We start from the raw sequence: 22902 nt of genomic DNA, 5'->3' as shown, positions 1-22902 counted from the left end.
AGCCCAAAGCCCCAAGGACGGTCGGCGCTTGACGTGGATCAATGCCCTTCCATGCGGGACTTGTGAAGTTTGGGCCAATTGCAGAGCCCCTTTGGTCACCCGGTGTCAAGGCGGCCATCCCCCGCTGCTGGGCCGGCGCCGCGACGCGAGGGAGCATTCCTGGGATGCCGCATTATGTTCGAACCCGCACCTGAACCTTCTCACGGCGCCTCCGACCGCGCAGGGGCTGCGCCTAGGCGGCCGGATCGGACGGTAGCCGGATGACAGGCGCCACCGAGATGTCAGAACGGGCCGAAACCCATCCCGCCGCGCGAGGCGTCGTTTCCTTCGCGACGGGTTCGGTTGTCGACGTCCGGTTCCCCGCGGGTGAGCTGCCCGAGATCAACACGGCGCTGGAGGTCCTCTGGGATGGGCCGCATCGCCTGACACTCGAGGTCCAGCATCACTCCGACCCCCGGACCGCGCGCTGCGTGGCGATCCAGGAAACGGCCGGGCTGGCCTGCGGAACGCCTGTCCGGGACACGGGAGCGCCGATCGCCGTACCGGTGGGCGAAAAGGTGCTTGGAAGGCTCATCAACGTCGTTGGAGAGCCCATCGATCACGGGGCGCCACTGGACGACGAGGTTCCCCGGCGCGGAATACATCGCAAGCCGCCGAGCCTGTCGGAGCAGAGCACGTCGAGCGAGCTTTTTCTGAGCGGCATCAAGATCATAGACCTGCTCGCTCCGCTGGCGCACGGGGGCAAGGCAGCGATGTTCGGCGGCGCCGGCGTGGGGAAGACCGTTCTGATCATGGAACTGATCCGCACGATGTCGGACCGCTACAAGGGCACTTCGGTCTTTGCCGGCGTGGGGGAGCGGTCGCGGGAAGGTCACGAACTCTGGCTGGAACTCAAGCGGTCGGGCGTCCTCGACCGCGCTGTTCTGGTCTTCGGCCAGATGAACGAACCGCCCGGGGCACGCTGGCGCGTGGGCCTCACCGCGCTGACCGTGGCGGAGTTCTTCCGGGATGCGGCCCACCAGGATGTCTTGCTGCTGATCGACAACGTGTTCCGGTTCGTGCAGGCGGGTAGCGAAGTGTCGGGCCTCTTGGGGCGCCTTCCCTCGCGCGTCGGCTACCAGCCCACGCTGGCGACCGAGATCGCGGAACTCGAAGAGCGCATCGCCTCGGTCAAGGGGGCAGCGGTCACATCGATCCAGGCGGTCTACGTTCCTGCCGATGACTTCACGGACCCGGCGGTGGCCGAAACCTTCACGCATCTCGATTCCTCAATCGTCCTCAGCCGCGAGATGGCGAGCCAGGGCCTTTACCCAGCCGTGGACCCGCTTGCGTCAAGCTCGACGCTTCAGGATCCGGCGATCATCGGCCAGGAGCATTACGAGACGGCGGAGGAGGTGCGGCGCCTGATCGAGCAGTACCGCGAACTTCAAGAGATCATCTCGCTCCTCGGGATCGAGGAACTCAGCGCGGCGGACAGGCAGGCTGTTGGGCGCGCGCGCAGGCTGATACGTTTTCTCACCCAGCCGTTCGCGGTCACGTCGCAGTTCACGGGGCGGAAGGGGGCCTCCGTGTCGCTCAAGGATACTCTGGCCGGGTGCCGTGCTATCCTCGACGGAGAAACAGACGACTGGCAGGAAAGCTCGCTCTACATGGTCGGGACGCTCGACGATGCGCGTGCCAAGGAAGCCGGCGTGAGCGAGGACGGATGAGGCTGGTCGTGACAACACCGACTGAGGTCATCGCGGACGCGTCCGACGTCAGCCACATCCGGGCCGAAGACGAGACCGGCGCCTTCGGAATTCTTCCGGGGCACGCCGATTTCCTGACCATCCTGCCGGCTTCCGTCGTCTCATGGCGAAGAACGGACGGCGCGGAACGTTTCGTCGTGGTGCATGGCGGCGTTCTGACGGTCAACGCGGGCGAGCGTGTCGAGATCGCCGCACGAGGAGCCTTCTGCGAGGACGACCTCGCCAACCTCGACACGACGATGCTGGAGGAATTGCAGCGCTCTGACGAGACCGAGGAGGTTTCGCGCACGACCGCGACGCGTCTGCATCTGGCGACGATCCGGCAAATCCAACGGGTGCTCCAGGGAGGGCGGAATTCGCAGCCCGGAGCGCTTTCGCCGCAGTCACCCGAGGACTAAGATGAATTGGCTCAGGACCGGACCGGATCATGACGGAAAACTCGAACCACGAAGGCCGCGAGAAGATGAAGGAGGCCATACGCCTCCGCCAGTCGCGCCGCGAGCAGTGGGAAAAGGAGGGCGAAAGGCCGGTCTGGAGAAACCTGTCGATGGTCGGCGCGCTCGGTTGGCTCATCGTGACGCCGACGCTCCTCGGCGTGATGATAGGAAGATGGATCGATGGCCGGTTCGACACCGGCGTCTTCTTCAGCGGGTCGCTCACGTTTCTCGGTGTCAGCCTGGGCTTCTACCTGGCCTGGAAGAGGATGAACGAAGAGTGAAACGGACCGAGCCATTCAGGTCTCGCCCGGCCGGAGGGCGCTGAGGGATGGAAGGCAACCCGCTCGTTCCCGATATCGTCCTGCAACTCGGCCCGGTCCAGATCAGCCGGGCCGTCGTCACGACATGGGCGATCATGCTGGCCCTTGCCGCCTTCCTCCTGATCGCCCTGCGCAGGCCCAAGGTCGAGGCAGGTCCCCTGCAGGCATTCCTGGAGGTCATCGTCGACACGATCGAGAGACAGCTGAAGGACGTCCTGGCGCGTGATCCCGGGCCGTTCCTGCCGCTTCTGGGCTCGCTTTTCATATTCCTCGTTCTTGCGAACCTCGCGGCGGTCTTTCCCGGCGCCGCGCCGCCAACGGGCCACATCGAAACGCCCGCCGCGCTGGCCGCGATCGTCTTCTTGTCGGTTCATTTCTATGGCGTCAGGTCGCGCGGGCTTGGCCGGTATCTGCGCCACTACCTCCAGCCCAACCCGTTCCTCCTTCCGCTGAACGTGCTGTCCGAACTGACCCGCACCTTCTCGCTCATGATCCGGCTGTTCGGGAACATGATGAGCCACGAGTTCGTCATCGCAATCGTCGTGTTCCTGGCCGGATTGTTCCTTCCCGTCCCATTCATGCTGCTCGGCATCCTTATCGGGATCATCCAGGCCTACATCTTCACGATCCTCGCGACGGTCTATGTGGCCGCCGCCGTCGGGGCCGTGGAAGCTTGACAGAGGAGACTTCATGGAAAATGCCGCAGAACTCCTGAGCATCATCGGCGCGGTGGTGGCAGTGTCCTTCGGGGCGATCTTCCCCGCGCTCAGCGAGGGGCGCGCCCTGGCAGCCGCGATGGAGGCCATCGCCCGGCAGCCGGAAGCGGCGGGCACGCTTTCGCGGACGCTCTTCGTGGGCCTCGCGATGATCGAGACCATGGCGATCTACTGCCTCGTCATCGCGCTCCTGCTCCTCTACGCCAATCCGTTCGTCGGCTGACGATGCAGATCGACTGGTGGACACTGGCGATCCAGACGATCAACTTCATCGTCGTCGTCTGGCTTCTGACCCGGTTCCTCTACCGGCCGGTCAAGGATGTCATCGCGAAGCGGCAGGCCATTGCCGAGGAGGCCCTTTCGGGGGCTCGGAAGAAAACCGAGGAAGCCGAGGAGGCCCGCCGAAACTACGAAGAGGAACGTTCCAACCTGGCTGCGGCGCAGCGTGAGCGCGAGGCCGAGCTTCACACCGAGATGGAGAAGGAACGGCAGGCGGCGATCGGCGAGGCGAAGAAGCAGGCCGACCACCTGCTCGCCGATGCGAAAGAGAGGATAGAACGGGAACGGGAAGAAGCGCTGGACGCGCTCAGGGAAGAGATCACGTCGCTTGCCGCCGACCTCGCCGCCAAGGCCCTCGCCGGGGCGGGAATGGCGGGTGCGGGTGAAGCGATGCTCGAGCGGGTGGCAAGGCACCTCTCTGCATTGCCCGAAAAGGATCTGACGGAACTGAAGGAAGACGCCGCCCGCGCCGGGGCGTCGGTTGTCGTCACCTCCGCCGCCCCGATCCCGGATGATGAGCAGTCCAGGTGGCGATCGCGCCTTCGGGAATGGATCGGGCAGGGTGCGCGAATCGAATTCGAGGTGAAGCCGGAGATAATCGGAGGCGTGGAGCTTCATTTCGCGCATGGAGTTCTCAGCTTTTCCATCGCCGAGGCGCTCAGGGCAGCAGCGGAACGGGTGAGGGGATAGGCGGATGGCGCTGGAGGATGAAGCCCGAGCCTGGATTTCCGAAGCGCGCGACAGGCTGAGCCGCTTATCCGCAGGACCCAGGCTGGAGCGGATCGGGCGCGTCGAGGAAATCGGGGACGGCGTCGCGACGGTTTCGGGCCTTCCCCACACGAAGCTCGACGAGCTTCTCCGGTTCGAGGACGGAACCGTCGGGCTCACCATGAAGGTCGGGGAACAGTCCATCGGTTGCGTACTTCTAGCCGCGGGCGAGGGTATCTCGGCCGGTGGCAAGGTCTTCGGAACCGGCGAGATCATCCGCGTGCCAGTTGGAGAGGCGCTGCTCGGGCGCGTCATCTCTCCGACGGGCGAACCGCTGGACGAGGGGCCGCCGATCGAGGCGGAGCGCTTCGACCCCATCGAACGGCCGGCCCCCGGCATCGTGGACCGCGAACTCGTCACCGATCCGATGCTGACCGGGCTCACGGTGATCGACGCGATGATCCCCTTGGGGAAGGGGCAGCGGGAGCTGATCATCGGCGACCGCAAGACCGGGAAGACCACGATCGCCATCGACACGATGATCAACCAGCGCCGGTCCGACGTCATCTGTGTCTACGCGGCGATCGGGCAGAAGGCTTCGACCGTCGCGCGGGTGATCGAGGCGGTAAACAAATACGGCGCGCCGGAGCGTTGCATCTTTGTCGTCGGTTCCGCCGACGCCGTTCCCGGCGCCCAGTGGATCACGCCCTACGCCGCCTGCACGATGGCGGAATATTTCCGGGATCGCGGGCAGGACGCGCTGCTGATCCTCGACGACATGACGAAACACGCCATCGTCTACCGCCAGATTTCCCTCCTCCTTCGGAAGCCGCCCGGGCGGGAAGCCTATCCCGGCGACGTATTCTACCTTCACGCGCGGCTTCTGGAGCGGGCGGCGAAGCTGTCGGATGACCTTGGCGGCGGCTCTCTCACGACGATTCCAATCGCCGAGACGCAGGCCGGGAACCTGACGGCCTACATCCCCACGAACCTCATCTCCATCACGGACGGGCAGGTCTATCTGGAGCCGAAGCTTTTCTACGAAGGGCAAAAGCCAGCCGTGAACGTCGGGATGAGCGTGTCGCGGGTGGGCGGCGCGACGCAGGCCAAGGCTATCAGGGCGCTCGCGGAGTCGCTCAAGCTCGACTACGCGCAGTTCCTGGAACTGGAGATATTCACCCGCTTCGGCACGATGGTGGACGAACGGACGGCTCAGAAGATCGAGCACGGCCGCCGCCTGCGCGCCATCCTCGGGCAGGTGGAATACGAACCCGTCCCGCTGTCGCAGCAGGTCGCACTGCTTCTCGCGGTCGCCACGGGGCGGCTCGACAAGCTTCCCATTGGGAGCGTCGGCGAGTTCAAGTCCATGCTCGCCGAGCGCCTTCCGAATGCTCGCCCGCGCGCCGTTGCGGATATCGAGAACACGAAACAGCTGTCCGATGATAACCGCGCCGCGCTTGTGGAGGTGATCGACGACTGCCTGGCCGACATGAAAGCCGAAGCGAAGGAGGCGACCGGATAGGTGGAGCAGCTGCCAAAGATCGAGGCGCGGATCGAAAGCCTTGGCGAGCTGGACGATCTCGTCGGGGCGCTGAGGTCCATGTCGGCTTCGCATGCGCGCGCGGCGCAGGCGGCGTTCCAGGCCACGCGCAGCTATTGCCGCATTATCGAACGGGCGATCGGCAGCCTGGCTGCGATGGCGAACGGTGCGGCCGTCAGCGGCGGGGCGGAAAACGACCGGGTCCTGATCGCTGTCGGTTCCGAGCACGGGTTCGTGGGCGGGTTCAACCAGCAACTGATTGACCGGGTCCGGTCGGAGATGGAGGAGGGGGAGGCTCTCATCGTCGTTGGCCGGCGGGGTGAGGCACGCGCCAGAGAGGTCGGTCTGGCCGTCGAGCGAAGCTTCCCGATGACGTCCAATGTCGCCGGCATCACGCCCCTGGCCCGCAGGATCAGCGCCCGGCTGACGGAGGCGAGCAGCGCGCGGATCGCGTTCGCCCGTTACCGCCATGGGGCGGCATACGACGTGACGATCAAGCGCGTCCTGCCTCTGAAAAGGAGCCTGACCGGCAGCGCCGCTAAGGACGCGGCTCCGCTGCACCATCTGCCCCTCGCGCGTCTCATGCAGGGGCTGGCCTCGGAATACCTCTTCGCGGAGGTCGCGGATGCCCTCGTCGAAAGCCTCGCCAGCGAGAACGCCGCGCGGTTGCGCACGATGGAGGCCGCGAGCCGGAACATCGAGGACAAGCTGGACAAGCTGCGCCGGGACGAACGGGCCGTACGCCAGGAAGAGATCACGTCCGATCTTCTGGATGTCGTCACGGGGGTCGCCGCAGTCATCGAGGACTGAGGCCGGTCTAGATCACCACGCTCGCGCCCTTGACCCAGCCCCAGGCTTCTTCAAGGGCTTCGCCGGGAAAGATCCGAACCTCGCACTTGAACAGGAAGCTGCTGAGCCGGATGCACCAGTTCACCCAGGCAGGAGCACCGACGACCGCGAGGCGTTCGAAATCCCCGGCGTGGGAAAAGCCGAAGGAGGCGTCGTCCCAGGCGGCCTGCATGTCCCAGCCTTCGAACCCCTCGTCCATGTAGAAGAGAAGGTCGAGCTTGCCGTGCTGTCTGAACAGCTCTTCGAGTTTCGGCAGGAGATCACGGTAATCCGCTTCCTTCAGACGACCCGTGGCCCTCAGGCCGACGATCCTGCCCATGCTGCCTTCCATGAATTCTATCATGCCATCACCCGCCCTTACGTGTTCTTCGTGATCCACCGCTCGAGTTCATCCTTCAGCGCGTCCGCCTCTTCCTGGAAACTCGCGTGAAGGGCGGACCACTCCTCGGCATGTCGTTCCGAGGCGTGTTCGATCCGGTCGCGCAGTTCGTCGTGGCGGTCCTTCAGCACCACGAGAGCCTTCAACGCCTCCACCTTGCCTGCCATGCCGGCTTCATCCAGGTTACGGCGCGCCATCTCGATTTCCCCGTCGACCCGTTCGAGCTGTTCCTTGAGGTGGTCGACATATGTGCGAGCCGTCATGCGCCGAGCCCTCCAGCATCCGAGCCTTCGCACAGACTGCGTAGCGCGGGGGAAGGAGCGGGCATTAACTTCGGTCAACCCGCGCTTGCGTGAGGGTCCTGAAGCTGCCGTCGAGGCGTCAAAGCCGGAACCGCTGATGCATCCCCGGCACTTCGACCTGCGTCTCGCCAAGCTCTTCCACGAAGACGTCCATTGCACGGCGTTCGCCGTGGACAAGGAAGGTTCTTTCCGGCTGTCCGGTGCGGCGATACCATTCGAGAAGCTCGGTCTTGTCCGCATGCGCGGAGAAACCGTTGATCGTGTGGATGCGCGCGCGGATGGGAATCTCGTCGCCGAAAAGCTTCACGCTCTTGGCGCCGTCGATGATGATGCGGGCCAGCGTTCCCTCCGCGGCGTATCCCACGAAGATCACGCTGCAATCGTTGTGCGCGAGGTTGTGGCGCAGGTGATGTCGGACACGGCCGCCCGTGCACATGCCGGACCCCGCCATGATGATGGCTCCGGACCGGATCTGGTTCAGCGCGATGGATTCCGAAGCGTCCCGGGTGAAATGCAGGTCTGGCAGCCGGAATGGATCCTTGCCGTGGTTCAGCATCTCGGCGATACCGGGCTTGTAGGCTTCCGGGTGACGGCGGAACAGCTCGGTGGCCGAGATCGCCATGGGCGAGTCGAGGAAGACCCGGAGGTTCTTCCGGATCTCCTCCCGTTCCATGCCTTCACGCAGGAAGAAAAGCAGCTCCTGCGCGCGTTCGAGGGCAAAGGTCGGAATGATCACGTTGCCACCCCGCGCGTCGGCATCCCGGATTGCCTCGTAGAATTCATCCACGGAGTCCTCGAGGGAGCGATGATCCCTGTCGCCGTAAGTCGTCTCCATGACGACCACGTCGACGTTCGACGGCGGTTGCGGATCGTTCAGAAGCGGCCGATCGTGGCCGCCGATGTCGCCAGAGAACAGGACGCGCTTGCGGTAACCGTGCTCTTCCAATTCCAGAAGCACGCTGGCCGAACCCAGGATGTGCCCGGCATCCACGAAGGTCGCCCTCACGCCGTCCCCAAGCGTGATCGGCGTGCCGTATTCGGCCGTCCGGCCGAAGCAGTCGAAACTGTTCAGCGCGTCCATCGTGTCGTAGAGCGGGCCGGCAGGCTGTTCGCCCTTGTGGTTCCGCGAGGCTTTCCGGTGCCGGCGGTGCGCTTCCTCCTCGTGCAGGTGCGCGGAATCCAGAAGAACGAGCCGCGCCAGCTCTCGCGTCGCCGCCGTGGTGATGATCTCGCCCTTGAAGCCGCGTTTGACGAGAAGGGGAATACGTCCGCAATGGTCGAGATGCGCATGCGTCAGCAGCAGGATGTCGATGCCGGCGGGATCGAAGCCGAACGGCTCGGCATTCTCCTCGTGCAGCTCGCGCCCGCCTTGAAACATGCCGCAATCGACGAGGATCCGTTGCCCGGAGCATTCGATCAGATGGCAGGAGCCGGTAACACCCTCCGCAGCGCCATGAAATGAGACATGCATGGCAGCCCCCTGATTTCCAACGCTTTGTGCCTCGAGGCTATTCGGTAAGGGGCCTTCCGGCAAGTTCGTACCACCGGACGATGTCGTCCCATATCTCCTGCGCCGTCTCCGCGAACCAGAAAAGATCCCGGTCCTCGGGGTCAATGACGCCCTCTTCGACGAGGAAATCGGGGTTGAACACGTTCATCCAGTAATCCTGTCCGACGAGGATGACCGGGACGGGAGTGATCTTTCGGGTCTGGATCAGCGTCAGCGTCTCGAACAACTCGTCGAGCGTTCCGAAGCCTCCCGGAAAGACGACAAGCGCCCGCGCGCGGAGCAGGAAGTGGAGCTTGCGCAGCCCGAAATAGTGGAACCTGACGCAGAGTTCGGGAGTGATGTAGGGGTTGGGGTATTGTTCGTGCGGCAGTGTGATATTGAGGCCGACCGATCTTGCCCCAACATCGTGCGCCCCGCGGTTCGCGGCCTCCATGATCCCTGGCCCGCCGCCGGTGACGATCGCCAGCCGGTCGCCCATCCGGTTTTCCGCCTTGCCGACGATGCGCCCGAATTCGGCGGCGATTTCGTAGAAGCGGCTCTTGGCCAGAATGCGCTCGGCGACGTACAGGTTCCGCCGAAGCTCCGGGTTGGTCGGGTCGGCTTTCAGTTCCGAGGTCAATTCCTCAACCCGCCGGCGCGCGGCTTTCGGCTCGCCTACGCGAGTGCTTCCGAAGACCACGATGGAATGGGCGATGCCATGTTCTTCCAGAAGCGTTTCCGCCTTCTGATAGTCAAGCTGCAGACGGATGCCGCGGGTGTCGTCGCGTTCGAGGAACTCGACGTCCTGATCGGCCTGGCGGTAGTTCGGGCTTTGCATGATGGCCGCCACGAGGCCGGGGGCGGCCGCATCCTCGTGGCCGGGTTTCGGCGCGCACCAGGGCAGGCCGCAGCGCCGTTGGAGCGGATGCGCGGGCGATGGTTTTCCGGGGGGCGGTTCCGTGGTTTTCGGCATGGAATGATTGCTCCGTAATGTTCCGGCGAGACCGGGCTGTCCGCCCGCTGCGGTCTGGGCTTCGTTGTCCGGCCGTCGGTGGCCGGACAAGACGATGCGCCGCCTTGTCCGCTACGGTAATCCGAACGCCGGCCTGCGGCCGCGTCAAGCGTGCCGTCGCGATGCCGGGCAGCAATGGGATCGCGCTTCATTCCGAGCGCACGAACCTCGGGGAGGTCAAAGAGATGCCGTGGCCGGCATCGCCCTTTGGCCTGGCACTTGCCCGTCCCGAAAGCCGTTCGGATGCTGATTTCCGGCTATTGTCTCGCCTGCGACTGGAGCGGGACGGACGTGCCGCCACCGCGGATCGTCTCGAGTGCGGCCGCTGCCGAAGTTGACCCGGCCAAGGACGCAACGACCCGTTCCTCGCATACCGCGCCGCTCAGATCCTCGCCGGAGCTGCGCTGCGGAATCAGCACGCTGCCGATCAGCAGGAGAGTCAGTCCGGCAAACGCGGCAATGATGGCGAGGGGGCTGATCGGCAAGCCGCGACGGGAACTCGTCGGGGCCGTTTGAGCCTTTGCCGGCTCGGCGACGGCTACTTCGGTTTCGGCCGTAGGCTCCTGCGCCACTTCTGGCGGGACGATGCGCTGCGCGGAGGGAGCGACGACGGGCGGCTCGGGCTTCGCCGCAACCACCTCTGCTTCAGCTGCGTTGGTGCGCTCCGCAGCCGTCCTCAGGACCTCGCTGATGAGGCGGTCGACCGTGTCGGAAGACTTCGGCAGAGCGGCGGTCGCCGGCATCTCTGACGGTGACTTCGGGTCCGACCCGCCGCCGGGTTGGGCGGCATCGTGCGGTGCGGCCGCAGGCTCATGCCGGGCCGGGGCGATGCCGTCCTCGATCATGTCGATCCAGACATCGGCGGTCGGAATGCGATCCTCGGGCAGCACGCGCAACGCCTTGTCCAGCGCGGTGAGGAACCTTTCCGGATAGCCCACGATGCGGCCCGACAGAGGAGGACACGGGTCGGGCCTGCCCTTGGCCACCATCGCCAGACGGTGCTTGCTGTCCGGCGGAGCCGTGCCGGCGATCAGGTGGTGGAAGGTCGCCGCGAGCGAATAGAGGTCGCTGGATTCGATCTGTGCCCCGCCGGCGAGGTAGAATTCCTGCGGCGAATATCCGTCCTTGACCACCCGCATGGCGGAGGCGGCGCGTCCCGTCGCGGACACCTGGTCGCGGGCGGCGCCGAAATCGATCAGGACGGGTTCGCCATCGGGCCTGATCAGGATGTTCTCGGGAGAGATATCGCGGTGCAGCACACCCTTGCGGTGGATGAACGCCACGGCCCGCAGGAGCTTCTTCAGAAGCGTGATGACTTCGTCTGGTGCGAGGGGCGCGCGTTCGTCTTCGATCAGCGCGAGGAGGTCGTGTCCCTCGACATAATCCATCGCCATGTAGGCCGTGTCGTTGTCTTCGAAGACCTGGTGCACGCCCACGATGTTCGGGTGTGCGAGCCTTGAAAGCGCCTTGGCCTCGCGGATGAAGAGGCGGACGAGCGACCGGAACGCCTCCTTGTGGTCGCGGGTCCGCACCGCCACGGCATTGTTGGCGCGTCGGCACAGGGCGTCCGCGAAGCATTCCTTCACCACGACCTTCCGGTCGAGGCTATCTGTGGCAAGATAAATGATCCCGAAGCCGCCGCTGTTGAGGAAGCTCTGGATCGTATACTGGCCGTGGAACAGCTTCGTGCCCGGAAGTAGCTCGTCAACGTAGTCCGAAAGGCCGGGCGCGCTTTCGGTGGCGAGTGCAACAGACATCCGATCCCCCGTCATCCTTCGCTGCTCGCAGCGAAACGAATGCGCGGGATCTACTCCACTATCACATTTGTTTGTTTCGCGTGCGGCGACAAAACTTCACTAGGTCGGCCATTACACACCGGTTGCAAACAATATCCACCATTCAATCGTTAGTTGAACTATGGGCAAGATTTTGCCCGAATCGCAACGATTAAATGACTCGAATTACTTCGACCACCGACTCAGGCGATCGGTCGACATCCTGCGGGGGTCCTGATTCAGCCGAGATGTCGCTGGCCCCGAAGCGCCGGTTTTTCGGCAATCGCGGCCATGAGTGCGGACCGGAAATCCTGCTGTAGCGCGGTCGGCTGCCAGTCCGCCCTGGTCGTAATTCCGATCGAGCGCCGGGTTCCCGGAACGTTGAAGGCGATTTCGGCGAGAAGGCCGGTCGCCAGCTCGTATTCGACCTGCGCCGGAGAGATCAGCGTAAGGTGGTCGGACTGCAGGAGAATGCCGCGCAGCGCGACGAGCGAGCCGGTCTCCACATGGCCTTCGGGCGCGCCTGGAGGGAAACCGGAGGCCAGCCGGTCGAAGATCGCGCGGTTCGGCGTGCCTTGGCGGGCAAGAACCCAAGGGTGCCGCGACAGGTCGGCGGCGGTAGGAGATGCGATCCCGGTCAGAGGGTGGCCCGCGCGCGCGACGACGGAAAGCTCGTCCTCGAACAGGGGTTCCTCGACGAAAGAGGCGGGGACCCCGGTTTCACGCAAAGCGCCAACGATCATGTCCAGCCGGCCTATGGCCAGTTGGTGGGCGAGCGACTCGTAGGAGCCTTCGACCAGCGCGATCCGCGCGCTGGGGTATTTCGCCGCCACGGCGACGATGGCCGAAGGTACGATCCGCGTGCGGGCCATCGGAAGGGCTCCGATCACGAGGCGGCCGTCGAATACGCCCCGCAGCGCGCGAAGTTCTTCCCTCGCGGCCTGGAATTCCTTGAGTGTCAGGCTCGCCCGCGCCGCGAGCATCTCTCCGTCCGGGGTCAGGTGAAGGCTTCGGTAGGCCCCGTCGAAAAGAGGCACGCCGACGATCCGTTCCAGATCGCGAGCGGCGCGCTGCAACGATGGCTCGGCCTGACCCAGAGCGCGGGCGGCGGCCGCGAAGCTACCGTTTTCGGCGAAGGCGGATATGGCGCGGAGCTGCGCGACGGTTGCGTGTCTTTCCAGCGAGTCGACGACGAGGCCCTTGGAAAGGCGCGACTTCGTCGCCATCCGGCGGGCCGCCTCGGCAAGATAGGCCAGCGCACGGCGGGCGCGGCGGTCCAGGATTTCGCCGGAAGGGGTCGCCGAAACCCCATTGCCCTGACGGGTCAGGAGGTCCGCGCCGAAAAGCTTTCCAAGCTTCGCGATCGCCTGCGAGGCCGCCGGCTGCGAGACGTGGATCGTCTCTGCCGCCGCCGACAGCGACTGCAGGCGGATCGCGGCCGTGAGAAGGCGTATGTGCCTCAGGTTCGGATACTCGGGGCGCTGTGTGTCGTGCGGTCTTGTCTTCTCGTCCGGAGACTTACCCATCGAAGAGCTTCCTGCCGTCTTGAGGTCCGCAGCTTTGGCTACATTGGACGAGGGGTCAAGCGGCCCGGCAAGGGCGGGCTCGCCGGCGAGGGTTCACACGAGCGCGCCCGTGCACGGTCGCCGGGGCCTATCCGATCATCGTCGTTGGAAGGTACAGGGCCAGCGAAGGGAAAAGCACGATCAGCACGACCGTGACGATCATTGCGAGAAGGAAGGGCAGGACGCCAAGGAAGATGTCGTTCACGGGCACGTCGCGCGCGACCGACTTCACGATGAAGACGTTGATGCCGACGGGCGGCGTGATGAGCCCCATTTCCAGCGTGATGACCACGAGAACGCCGAACCAGATCGGGTCGAAGCCGAGCGCGGTGATGACGGGGAGGAAGATCGGCATGGTCAGGACGAGCATCGCGAAGCCCTCCATGAAACAGCCGAGAACGAGGTAGGACAGGAGGATCACAGCCAGCACGCCATAGCGGCCGATGTCGAGCCCGGTCAGCGTATCGCCCACGAGCGTGGGCAGGTGGCTCAACGCGAGGAACGGACCGATGACATGCGCGGCGATCAGGATCAGCATGACCGTCGCAGTCGTCGCGACACTGTCCTTGAGCGCGACGATGAAGCCGCGGAGCGACAGCGTCCGGGAGGCGGCGCCGATGACGGCTGCGAGGCCGACGCCGACGGCCGAAGCCTCGACGGGGGAGAAGACGCCGAAGTAGATGCCGCCGATGGTGATGAAGACGATCATGACGATCGGGAGGGCGCCCAAACTCTTCCGGGCCTTTTCCGCCCAGTTCGTGGAGGGCCCGGCGGGCCCGAGTTCCGGGCGCATCAGCGTCAGGAACCAGACGGTCAGGATGAAGAGGAAGGAAAGCAGCAGCCCGGGCAGGACGCCTGCGAGGAAGAGACGACCAATCGATTCCTGCGTCAGGATCGCGTAGAGGACGAACCCGGTCGAGGGTGGGATCAGGATGCCGAGCGTTCCGCCGGCGGCAACGACCCCGGTCGACAATCTCGGCGAATAGTCGAACCGTTTCATCTCCGACAAGGACACGCGTCCCATGGTGAGGGCCGACGCGACCGATGACCCCGAGAGGGCGGCGAAGCCCGCGCAGCCGACGACCGTCGCCGAGGCGAGGCCGCCGCGGAACCGCCCTATCCAGGCATAAGCCGCATCGTAGAGCTTGCGGCTCATCCCGGCCTCGGTCGCAATGTTGCCGAGAAGAATGAACAGGGGGATCACGATCAGGTCGGCATTCGACGCGAGGTTGAACCCCTCGGAGGCCAGGAGCGACAGGGCGGCCTTCGGGCTGTTCAGGATGCTGACCCCGCCGAGCCCGACCACGATCATCGCGAAGGCGACGGGCACACGCAGCGCAAGCAAGGCGAAAAGCGCGGCGACGCCCGTTATGCCGAAGGCTTCCGGGCTCATTCGCTGCGCTCCAGAAGCCCGGCCAGGGCCTTGAGAACGAGGTAAAGGCTCGCCAGCGCCGACATCGCGGCGATGGCGTACTGGAACGGTGCGCGCGGCAGGAAGAGGATGTTCGTGGACATTTTCAGGAGAACCGAAAGCTTGGAAGCCTCCCAGATCTGCCAGGCGATCAAGGCAAAGACGACCGCGCCGATGAGGCTGCCGAGGATGTTCAGCGCCCGGTTCACCCGGGCGCTGAAGACGGGTTCGAGAATGTCGACGGTGATGTGCCCGCCGGTTCGCTCGCAATAGGCCATGCCGCCGAAGACGACGAATACGGCGGCCATCTGCACGATGTCGCGCGACCCGTAGAGTGGCGCGCCGAAGAGCCGGCCGACCACGTCCACGATCACCGTAAGGCTTATCACTGCAAGAGCCACGGCGCCAAGGAACGCCGACAGGCTGACGAGCCTGTCGGCGATGGTGCGCGCAAGAGCGAGCATGGCTGGGCGTCCGCCTGACTTATTCGCCGAGCATCGCGGCCAGAACGGCCTTCGCCGGCAGGCCTTGCCCCTCGAGTTCGTCGATCACCGTGTCGCGGATGCCAAGCGTGACGGCGTTGAACGCGGCGGCCTCGTCAGCCGAAAGCGTGATGACCGTCTTGGCCGGGTCGGCCTTCAGTTCGTCCATCATGCTCTGGGCGTTGCGGTTCCAGGTCTCCTCGCCGGATTTCGACAGGGCCAGGCCGGAGTTCGCGTCTATCGCCGCCTTTTCCGCGTCCGGAAGGGACTGGTACTTCTCTTCGTTCAGGACGACGTAGAACAGGATGTTGCCGAGGCTCGCACCCTCGATATAGACGCTCGAAACCTCGTTCAGCTTGAAGTCGCGGATGGCGCTGGCGCCGGTCAGGATGCCGTCGATGAGGCCCGTCTGAAGCGCGTTGTACATCTCGTTCGCGGGCATCTGCACCGGGGTCGCGCCGAGCGCCTCCATCACCCGGCCCGGAACGGCGCCGGAGACGCGGATCTTCAGGCCAGCCATGTCGGCCGGGGCACGGATCTCCTTGTCCTTCATGATGAGGACGTTGGGTTCGCTGGTCCAGAGCGCCAGCGGGCGCGTTCCGGGGAATTCGCCCGTGAGGTGTTCGTCATACGCGCGCCAGATCTTTTCGTAGCCGTCTCCGTTCCCGTCGACCACGCCGGGCAGCTCGACGATCATCGACAGCGGGAACTGGGCGGAGGTGTAACCGGCGAGGCCCCAGACGATGTCGGCAACGCCGGTCACGGCGCGGACGTATTGTTCGACGGGGCCGGGGCCGAGTTCCCCGCCCGGGTAGACCTGGATCTCGAGCGAGCCGCCGGTGGCCTCGGCGGTTCCCGTCACGAGGGGATCGACGATCGCTTCGGTAATGGTGTGCGCCGGCGGCACGAAATGCGCGAATTTCAACGTTTCCGCGCCGGCGAGACCGGGAAACGCGATGGCGGCCGCGACGACTGGCGCGGCGGCACTCTTCAGGATCCTGTGCAGCATGGTGACATTTCCTCCCTCTTATTCCGTCCCGCAGGTCGCTGCCCCGGCGACGGCTTTGTGATTGCCAAGCTTAGGTGACGACTCCCGCCCGGTCCAGTTCGAGCCGGGACGGGGATATAAGTTCTTCCTAGAGTAGGGGTGCCGGTCATTTGCGTACCGCGAGCAGCTTGTCGGCCTCTTGGGCCGGGTCTTCGCCCTTCCCCGCGCGCAGGGCCGCCGCGCCCACCGATTGGTGAACGGACGCGATCGCCTGCGCCAGTACCGAGGCCTCCGGCCGCCCGAGTTCGCTCAGCGTCGCCGCAGATTCCCGCATCTCCGCCGCGCGGCGGAGACCATGCGTCATGACCCGCTCGAACTGGTAGGACGGGAAGTCGGGCCAGCCGAGGCTCGCGAAGGACTTCGCGAGCGATCCATAGACCTGCGGATAGCAGCCCGCGGCGCGCGCTGCGGTCAGCGCCTCGACGGTCAGCGCCTCCAGCCCTTTCACGAACAGGCTGCGCAGCATCTTCACCGCCGTGGCGGAGCCGACTTCCTCCCCCGCCACCTCGAACCGGAAATCAAGCGCTGTGAGGGTCTTGAGGAAACTCTCGGGCAGGGCTCCGGCCAGAAGCGTGGCGGTTCGATGCCCCGCCGGATGAACCGGCGCCATGACGGCGGCGTCGACATAGGTCGCCCCCGTCCCGGCGATCAACGCCGCCGTCTCGCGCTTTCGCGCTGGGGAGACGGAGTTGATGTCCATGAAGACTGCGCCGCCGGGCAACGCATGCGCGACCGACTGTGCCGCTTCCAGACTGGAGGCCGCAGTTACTGCGGAAATCACCACGTCGGCGCCGACGACGGCTTCGTCCGAAGAAGCCGCGAGGGTCACGCCACGGGCCAGCGCGGCATCGGCGAAGGCATCCGCCTCGGGCCCGTCCTGCTTGATGTCATGGGCAGAGAGGTCCAGCGCCGGGTCAACCTCGCGGAGCGAGGCGGCGTAGGCCCTGGCGGCCTCTCCAAAGCCAATGAAGGCGATCCGCATGGCGAAACCTTCTTCCGCTTCCGGGATGCCGGGGGCAGCGCGGGTGGCCGCCCCCGGAGGTTTCTCGGGTCAGTGCGAGCGGGTCCGCCAGCTTTCGACGTAGTTCTCGCGCGCTTCCCGCGCATAGGGAGTGGGCGAGACCTTCACGCGGATCGTCGTCTGGCGGTGCCGTTCGGTCGAGGTCTTGCCGGTACCGCCGTTTTCCTCGCCCCAGACGAGGGTCAGGACGTCGCCTTCCTTGATCTCGGGGTCCACGACGCCGAGCGACAGGAGGCACCGTTCGTTGAAGGAATATCCGTTGAACATCGACAGGCCGACCAGCTTGTCGCCCATCATCACCTTGTCGAAACTCGCCGAGGCGTAGTTCGGCTGCGGGAAGTCGATCCACTTGAAGGGGTCCTCGTCCCGCTGGAAGGCGGAGGAGATGACCTTCATCACGTCCTCGGCGTTCCATTCGAACGTGACCTTCCGGCGGTGCGGCCGATCCTTCATCTTCTCCAGCGCTTCGCGGCCGATGAAGTCGTGGTCGAAGCCGATGTAGAACCCGTAGCCGAGTTCGTAGGGCGTCGAGTAGTAGTCCTCGATGTTGCCGGAAACAAAGCTGCCGCCGATGGAGCCCGTGGCCTCGTAGCCGTTGGCCGGCAGCCAGCGGCGGTAGTCGGCCAGCCCGTCTCCCGTGTAGATCGCGGGGAGAGGCGAGGGGATCCAGCCGGATTCAAGTGTGTTCGTCGAATAGGCGCGGCTGCCGACCTGGTGCAGCCCGTGCTTGCGGCCGACCTCGATGATCGCGTTCTGGATCTCGTCCTTGTCGGCGTAGGGGCCCCAGATTTCCAGGCCCGGCGCACCCGCCATGCCGTGACGCAGGGCGCGGACCTTGCGGCCTGCGATGTTGATCCAGTCCATGTTGAAGAACTTGATGTCGGGTAGAGGGCCGCCGTTCAGTTCCGTCAGGATATGATCCGCGTTCGGCCCCTGGATCTGGAACCGGTAGTGGCGCCGCGTGACCGCCTTGCCATCGGGGCGCATGGGCGAACGTTCGTCGCGCGTGGCCTTCACGCTGAAGCCGCCCTTCTGGGCATTGTAGTCCACCCAGTTGATCGTCGGCGCGCGGCCCACGAGGTTGTAGCGGTTCTCTTCCTCGTGGAACATGATCACGTCGCCGATGACGTAGCCGTCAGGCGTGACCGGCACGAAGTGCTTGGCCTTGCCCACCGGGAACTTGGCGAAGCTGTTGATGCCCAGATGCTCGAGGAAAGCCCTGGCGTCCGGGCCCTCGACCATGATCTCGGCCATGTGGTGCGACTGGTCGAAAAGCACGGCGGAGTCGCGCCACGCCTTCTGTTCGTCGCGCCAGTTGGTGAACTCGTTCGCGACGACCGGATAGACATACATCCCGATCTGGGAATTGCGGAGCATGCCGACAGTGTCGCCGCGTTCCTTCAGCAGGTCTTCAAGGGATTTTGCCATGATCATCTCCTCCCTCTGGCTGAGGAAGGGGATAGCGCAGCGGGACGCGCGGTGGTAATTCGATTTCCGTGCCCGAAATAAGTTTTGCGTCGAGCCGTTCGCGGCTCGGGGCGTCGGAGGCGGCCCCGAGTGGTTGGAAAATCACTTGCAGCGCGCGATCAGGAATCCGTTGGGCGCGAGGTCCAGCTGGTCGCCGTCCCGCGTCACGCCCTGCGAAAGCAGGTGCTCGCCATGCGGCCCGAGCGGAACACTGGCCTTCATGGGCGAGAGGTTGAAGGCGCAGAGGATCTCGTCGCCCCGCGTAAAGGCAAGGACGGGTTCCGGCGTGCCGAGGAAATGCGTCCGCCCGGTCCTGAGCGCGGGCGTCCGGCGGCGGAGCGCCAGCATCTCGCGGTAGAGGCCGTGCACGCTGTCCGGATCGCCGGTCTGCATATCGGCGGCGCGCGCGAGCTGCGGTTCCTTTATCGGCAGCCACGTCTTCCCGGCGGTCGAGAAGCCTCCGTTCGGGGCAGCCTTTTCCCAGACCATCGGGGTCCGGCAGCCGTCGCGGCCCTTTTCCTCGGGCCAGAAGGCGATGCCCTGCGGGTCGAGGATTTCCTCGAACGCCAGTTCGGTTTCCAACTGTCCGAATTCCTCGCCCTGGTAGAGGCAGACGGACCCTTCGAAGGAAAGCAGCATCGCGCCGGCAAGCTTGGCGAGCCGATCCGTGTCGCCCCCGTGCTTTGCCCAGCGGCTCGCGTGGCGGATCACGTCGTGGTTCGAAAAGGCCCAGCAGGGCCAGCCCGCGGGGGCACCCTCGAAGAAGCGCACGATCTGTTTCCGGAAATGCGCCGCAGTGAACACATGGCCGAGCATTTCGAACGAATAGGCCATGTGGAGCCGCCCGCCGGAGGTGTATTCGCCCATCATCTCGATCGGGTGGTGGCTTTCGCCGACCTCGCCCACCGTCGTGCGGGCGTCGTATTCGTCCAGAAGCTTCCGCATCCTTTGCAGGAAGACCAGGTTCTCCGGCTGGTTCTTGGAGAACAGGTGGTACTGCATGTCGTAGGGCTTGAAGTCGGGCTTTTCCTTCACGCGGTAGTCGGCCGCGTCGTCGCGAAGCAGCTTGTCGTGGAAGTAGAAGTTGACCGTATCGAGCCGGAAGCCGTCCACGCCGCGTTCAAGCCAGAACCGCATCGTGCCGAGGAGATAGTCCTGAACCTCCGGGTTGTGGAAGTTGAAGTCCGGCTGTTCCTTCAGGAAGTTGTGGAAATAGTACTGGTGACGGCGGGGCTCCCATTCCCAGGCGATGCCGCCGAAGATCGCTTGCCAGTTGTTCGGCGCGCTGCCATCGGGCTTCGGGTCCGCCCAGACGTACCAGTCGGCCTTCGGGTTGTCGCGCGACATCCGGCTTTCCTGGAAGAACGGGTGCCGGTTCGAGGAATGCGAGATCACCTGGTCGATGATGACCTTGAGGCCGAGGCGGTGCGCCTTGGCGACCATATCGTCGAAATCGGCGAGCGTGCCGAAGCTTGGGTCGATGTCGGTGTAGTTCGACACGTCGTAACCCATGTCCAGCATGGGCGAAGTGAAGATGGGCGATAGCCAGATCGCGTCCACGCCCAGATCCGCGATGTGATCGAGGCGCTGGGTTATGCCTTTCAGATCGCCGATCCCGTCGCCGTTGGCGTCCATGAAGGACCGAGGGTAGATTTGATAGGTCACAGACCCGCGCCACCAGTCCTTGTCGGCCATTTTCAACACCTTGAATGGGGTTTGGCGGCTCGAATCCCGCCGCCGAAACGTTTTGGCTGTCGATTAGCCTTGCCCGAAGCGTTTCGGATTGGCAAGTTGCTTCTCTAGGCAATTGGCGGCACCGCCAGGGAAACAGCATGACGACCCTGAAGGACCTGAGCCGGCACCTGAACCTCTCGGTCACTCAGGTCAGCCGCGCCCTCAACGACCACGCAGATGTAAGCGAGGAAACGCGGCGGCGGGTCAAGGAGGCTGCCATCAAGCTGAAATATCAGCCGAATGTTGCCGCTCGAAAGCTGGTGAGCGGGCGTTCCGGCATCGTCGGTCTCGTCCTTCCGAACATGCCGAAGATGGCGGAGGCCCCGATCTTCGTGCAGACGGTCGGCGGCATGTCCGCGCATTTCGCGCGGCGGCGGATGCAGTTCGTCCTGAACATCGCCGACGAAAGCGAGCCGATCCTGGAGATCTACCGGCGCCTGATAAGCGGCGGCTCCCTGGACGGTTTCGTGTTGCTTGAACCGGTGCGCGATGATCCCCGCATCGAATTCCTCCAGTCGCAGAAGGTCCCGTTCGTCGTTCACGGCCGGGACCGGGAAGAGCCGGACTATCCCTATTTCGACATCGACAATTTCGGCGTCGCCCATCGTCTGACGCGCTACCTGACGGATCAGGGCCACAGGCGCATCGCGTTCTTGAACGGGCGCGAGGGCCTGACTTTCGTCGAGGCGCGGCGCGAAGGCTACCGCGCAGCCTTGGGTGAGGCCGGCCTGCGCTACGACCCGCATCTGCACCTGTGCGCGGACATGGAGGAGGGCTTCGGGATCATCTCGGCGGTGCGCCTGTTTTCGGAGAACCCCCGTCCGCCAACCGCCGTGATCGCGGGAAACCTCAGGATTGCCAAGGGATTGTACGATGCGCTGCGCGCCATGCACTTGTCCGTGCCGCAGGATGTCTCTGTCGTCGCGCACGACGATCTCCTGCCCGACATCAAGGCCAACGCCTTCGATCCCCCGCTGACCACGACTCAGTCCGCACTTGAGTTGAGCTGGGAGCCGCTCGCCGAATTCCTCGCTGGCGCGGTCGCCAATGTGCCGGCCGCCGCGCTCCAGAAACTCGGCGAGTTGCGCTTCGTGGAAAGGGAATCTGTCGCGCCCCCGCAGCAGCCGTGATGCGGCACCTTGACGTGGCTGGAGCGTCGCAAACGACTCGTTGACAGGCGCAAACCGATTGCGGTATTTTTCCGAAACGTTTCGGGTGGCAATTGCGCCACCGTATACGAAGGCTGGCGGGCAGGTATCCGCCAGCGGATATTTGGGAGGAAACCATGACTTTTTCGTTCAAGGCAGCTGCCCTGCAGTCGTCCGCCGCGGTCGCGCTCCTTGCTGTCACCGGGACTGCCGTTCTGGCCGACGAGATTACGATCGCCTTCGGCTCGGTTGGCAGGGACACCGAGATCATGCAGGAGCTTTGGAAGCCTTGGGAAGAGGCGACGGGCCACACCGTCAAGCTCGTCACGATGCCCTCGTCGACCACCGACCAGTTCGGCCAGTATCGCCTCTGGCTTGCCGCACAGAACAGCGACGTCGATCTCTACATGTCCGACGTGATCTGGGCGCCGCAGCTTGCCGACCACTTCGTCGACCTGACGGAAGCCGCCAAGGACGTCGCTCCGCGTCACTTCCCCGCGATCATCGAGTCGCAGACGGTCGACGGGCGCCTGGTCGCCATGCCGGTCTTCACGGATGCCCCGGCGCTATACTACCGCAAGGATCTCCTTGAGAAATACGGCAAGTCCGTTCCCAAGACCTGGGAAGAACTGACCGCGACCGCGAAGGAAGTCCAGGATGCCGAGCGTGCGGCCGGCAACGCGGACATGTGGGGCTTCGTCTGGCAGGGGAACTCCTACGAGGGCCTGACCTGCGACGCGCTCGAATGGGTGAAGTCCTCGGGCGGCGGCCAGATCGTCGAACCCGATGGCACCATCTCGATCAACAACGAGAACGCCGTCAAAGCCATCGAACTCGCCGCCTCCTGGGTCGGCACGATCTCCCCGGAAGGCGTGCTCGCCTACCAGGAAGAGGACTCACGCGGCGTCTGGCAGACCGGCAACGCGGTCTTCATGCGCAACTGGCCCTACGCCTACGGTCTCGGCAACGCGGACGATTCGGCTGTGAAGGGGCTCTTCGACGTGGCCACTCTCCCGACGGGGCAGGGGCACGACACTTCGGCCGCGACGCTCGGCGGCTGGAACGTCGCGGTGTCCAAATACTCTCAAAGCCAGGAAGCAGCGGTTTCGCTCGCGATGTACATGGGTTCCGAGGAGTTCCAGAAGGGCAACGCGATCGAGGGCTCCAAGCTGCCGACGATCATCACGCTCTACGATGACGCCGACATTGCTTCCGCCCAGCCGATCATCCCGCGCTGGAAGGACGTGTTCCTTCAGGCCGTGCCGCGTCCGTCGGCGCCGACCCGAGTGAAGTACAACGAGGTCTCGTCGCTGTTCTGGAACGCGGTTCACAACACGCTCTCCGGTCAGGGCACGGCTGCCGAGAACCTCGAGGAACTCGAAGTCATGCTCGAAGACCTCAAGGGCGGCGACAGCTGGTAATCCGGCGGGACTGACCGCCCCGTTCCAGGTGGGCGCCCTCGTGGTGCCCGT

22 protein-coding genes are annotated in these 22902 nt (G+C 64.8%); 10 read left to right on the top strand and 12 right to left on the bottom strand.

The window, feature by feature from the left end; all coding sequences use genetic code 11:
* Positions 1-260 precede the first annotated feature (260 nt).
* Genes atpD through ABCN56_RS06530 form a run of 8 tightly spaced genes read left to right on the top strand, consistent with a single transcriptional unit; the run spans position 261 to position 6558 of the window.
* A complete protein-coding gene (gene atpD / locus ABCN56_RS06565; RefSeq protein WP_343079957.1) occupies positions 261-1709 on the top strand; it encodes a F0F1 ATP synthase subunit beta in 1449 nt (482 codons plus the stop codon).
* 8 nt (positions 1710-1717) lie between these two features.
* Entirely contained in the window at positions 1718-2146 is a 429-nt protein-coding gene (locus tag ABCN56_RS06560; protein ID WP_343079956.1) for a F0F1 ATP synthase subunit epsilon, read from the top strand.
* A 29-nt stretch (positions 2147-2175) separates the two neighbouring features.
* Positions 2176-2466, top strand: a complete 291-nt coding sequence (locus ABCN56_RS06555) for an AtpZ/AtpI family protein (protein WP_343079955.1) — start codon at positions 2176-2178, stop codon at positions 2464-2466.
* Positions 2467-2513: 47 nt separating this feature from the next.
* The gene (gene atpB, locus ABCN56_RS06550) at positions 2514-3182 is read left to right on the top strand and encodes a F0F1 ATP synthase subunit A (RefSeq protein WP_343079954.1); all 669 of its coding nucleotides are present in this window, start codon (positions 2514-2516) and stop codon (positions 3180-3182) included.
* Positions 3183-3195: 13 nt separating this feature from the next.
* A complete protein-coding gene (locus ABCN56_RS06545) occupies positions 3196-3444 on the top strand; it encodes a F0F1 ATP synthase subunit C (protein ID WP_343079953.1) in 249 nt (82 codons plus the stop codon).
* A 2-nt stretch (positions 3445-3446) separates the two neighbouring features.
* A complete protein-coding gene (locus ABCN56_RS06540; protein ID WP_343079952.1) occupies positions 3447-4190 on the top strand; it encodes a F0F1 ATP synthase subunit delta in 744 nt (247 codons plus the stop codon).
* Between the two features lie 4 nt (positions 4191-4194).
* On the top strand, positions 4195-5730 hold the full coding sequence (locus tag ABCN56_RS06535; RefSeq protein WP_343079951.1) for a F0F1 ATP synthase subunit alpha: 1536 nt from the start codon (positions 4195-4197) through the stop codon (positions 5728-5730).
* Positions 5731-6558 (top strand): F0F1 ATP synthase subunit gamma, encoded by an 828-nt coding sequence (locus ABCN56_RS06530; RefSeq protein WP_343079950.1) that lies wholly within the window; start codon positions 5731-5733, stop codon positions 6556-6558.
* Positions 6559-6565: 7 nt separating this feature from the next.
* On the opposite strand, the gene ABCN56_RS06525 is transcribed toward ABCN56_RS06530, so the two are convergent.
* From ABCN56_RS06525 to ABCN56_RS06470, 12 genes are all read right to left on the bottom strand, one after another.
* Complete coding sequence (locus tag ABCN56_RS06525) at positions 6566-6940, bottom strand: SpoIIAA family protein (protein WP_343079949.1); 375 nt, start codon at positions 6938-6940, stop codon at positions 6566-6568.
* Between the two features lie 14 nt (positions 6941-6954).
* A complete protein-coding gene (locus ABCN56_RS06520) occupies positions 6955-7239 on the bottom strand; it encodes a hypothetical protein (RefSeq protein WP_343079948.1) in 285 nt (94 codons plus the stop codon).
* A gap of 118 nt (positions 7240-7357) precedes the next feature.
* On the bottom strand, positions 7358-8749 hold the full coding sequence (locus tag ABCN56_RS06515; protein ID WP_343079947.1) for an MBL fold metallo-hydrolase RNA specificity domain-containing protein: 1392 nt from the start codon (positions 8747-8749) through the stop codon (positions 7358-7360).
* Positions 8750-8786: 37 nt separating this feature from the next.
* Entirely contained in the window at positions 8787-9740 is a 954-nt protein-coding gene (locus ABCN56_RS06510; RefSeq protein WP_343079946.1) for an LOG family protein, read from the bottom strand.
* Positions 9741-10036: 296 nt separating this feature from the next.
* The gene (locus ABCN56_RS06505) at positions 10037-11536 is read right to left on the bottom strand and encodes a serine/threonine-protein kinase (RefSeq protein WP_343079945.1); all 1500 of its coding nucleotides are present in this window, start codon (positions 11534-11536) and stop codon (positions 10037-10039) included.
* Between the two features lie 257 nt (positions 11537-11793).
* Positions 11794-13080, bottom strand: a complete 1287-nt coding sequence (locus ABCN56_RS06500) for a LysR family transcriptional regulator (RefSeq protein WP_343079944.1) — start codon at positions 13078-13080, stop codon at positions 11794-11796.
* 127 nt (positions 13081-13207) lie between these two features.
* Positions 13208-14512, bottom strand: coding sequence for a TRAP transporter large permease (locus ABCN56_RS06495; RefSeq protein ID WP_343079943.1), 1305 nt, complete (start codon positions 14510-14512; stop codon positions 13208-13210).
* Positions 14509-14994: a TRAP transporter small permease gene (locus ABCN56_RS06490; RefSeq protein ID WP_343079942.1), complete on the bottom strand. Its 486-nt coding sequence runs from the start codon at positions 14992-14994 to the stop codon at positions 14509-14511. The genes ABCN56_RS06495 and ABCN56_RS06490 overlap by 4 nt, the downstream gene beginning before the upstream one ends.
* 19 nt (positions 14995-15013) lie before the next feature.
* The gene (locus ABCN56_RS06485) at positions 15014-16021 is read right to left on the bottom strand and encodes a TRAP transporter substrate-binding protein (RefSeq protein ID WP_343079941.1); all 1008 of its coding nucleotides are present in this window, start codon (positions 16019-16021) and stop codon (positions 15014-15016) included.
* A 145-nt stretch (positions 16022-16166) separates the two neighbouring features.
* Entirely contained in the window at positions 16167-17042 is an 876-nt protein-coding gene (locus ABCN56_RS06480) for an NAD(P)-dependent oxidoreductase (RefSeq protein WP_343079940.1), read from the bottom strand.
* Positions 17043-17111: 69 nt separating this feature from the next.
* The gene (ligM, locus tag ABCN56_RS06475; protein WP_343079939.1) at positions 17112-18509 is read right to left on the bottom strand and encodes a vanillate/3-O-methylgallate O-demethylase; all 1398 of its coding nucleotides are present in this window, start codon (positions 18507-18509) and stop codon (positions 17112-17114) included.
* Positions 18510-18650: 141 nt separating this feature from the next.
* Entirely contained in the window at positions 18651-20243 is a 1593-nt protein-coding gene (locus ABCN56_RS06470) for an alpha-amylase family glycosyl hydrolase (RefSeq protein ID WP_343079938.1), read from the bottom strand.
* Positions 20244-20380: 137 nt separating this feature from the next.
* On the opposite strand from ABCN56_RS06470, the gene ABCN56_RS06465 reads away from it, so the two are divergent.
* Both ABCN56_RS06465 and ABCN56_RS06460 read left to right on the top strand, forming a co-directional pair.
* Entirely contained in the window at positions 20381-21412 is a 1032-nt protein-coding gene (locus ABCN56_RS06465) for a substrate-binding domain-containing protein (RefSeq protein WP_343079937.1), read from the top strand.
* Positions 21413-21567: 155 nt separating this feature from the next.
* The gene (locus ABCN56_RS06460; RefSeq protein ID WP_343079936.1) at positions 21568-22851 is read left to right on the top strand and encodes an ABC transporter substrate-binding protein; all 1284 of its coding nucleotides are present in this window, start codon (positions 21568-21570) and stop codon (positions 22849-22851) included.
* The last annotated feature ends 51 nt before the right edge of the window (positions 22852-22902 follow it).

It is taken from the genome of Ostreiculturibacter nitratireducens (assembly GCF_032670585.1).
Classification (GTDB): Bacteria; Pseudomonadota; Alphaproteobacteria; order Rhodobacterales; family Rhodobacteraceae; genus Ostreiculturibacter; species Ostreiculturibacter nitratireducens.
This window is presented reverse-complemented; position numbering and strand designations above follow the sequence as displayed.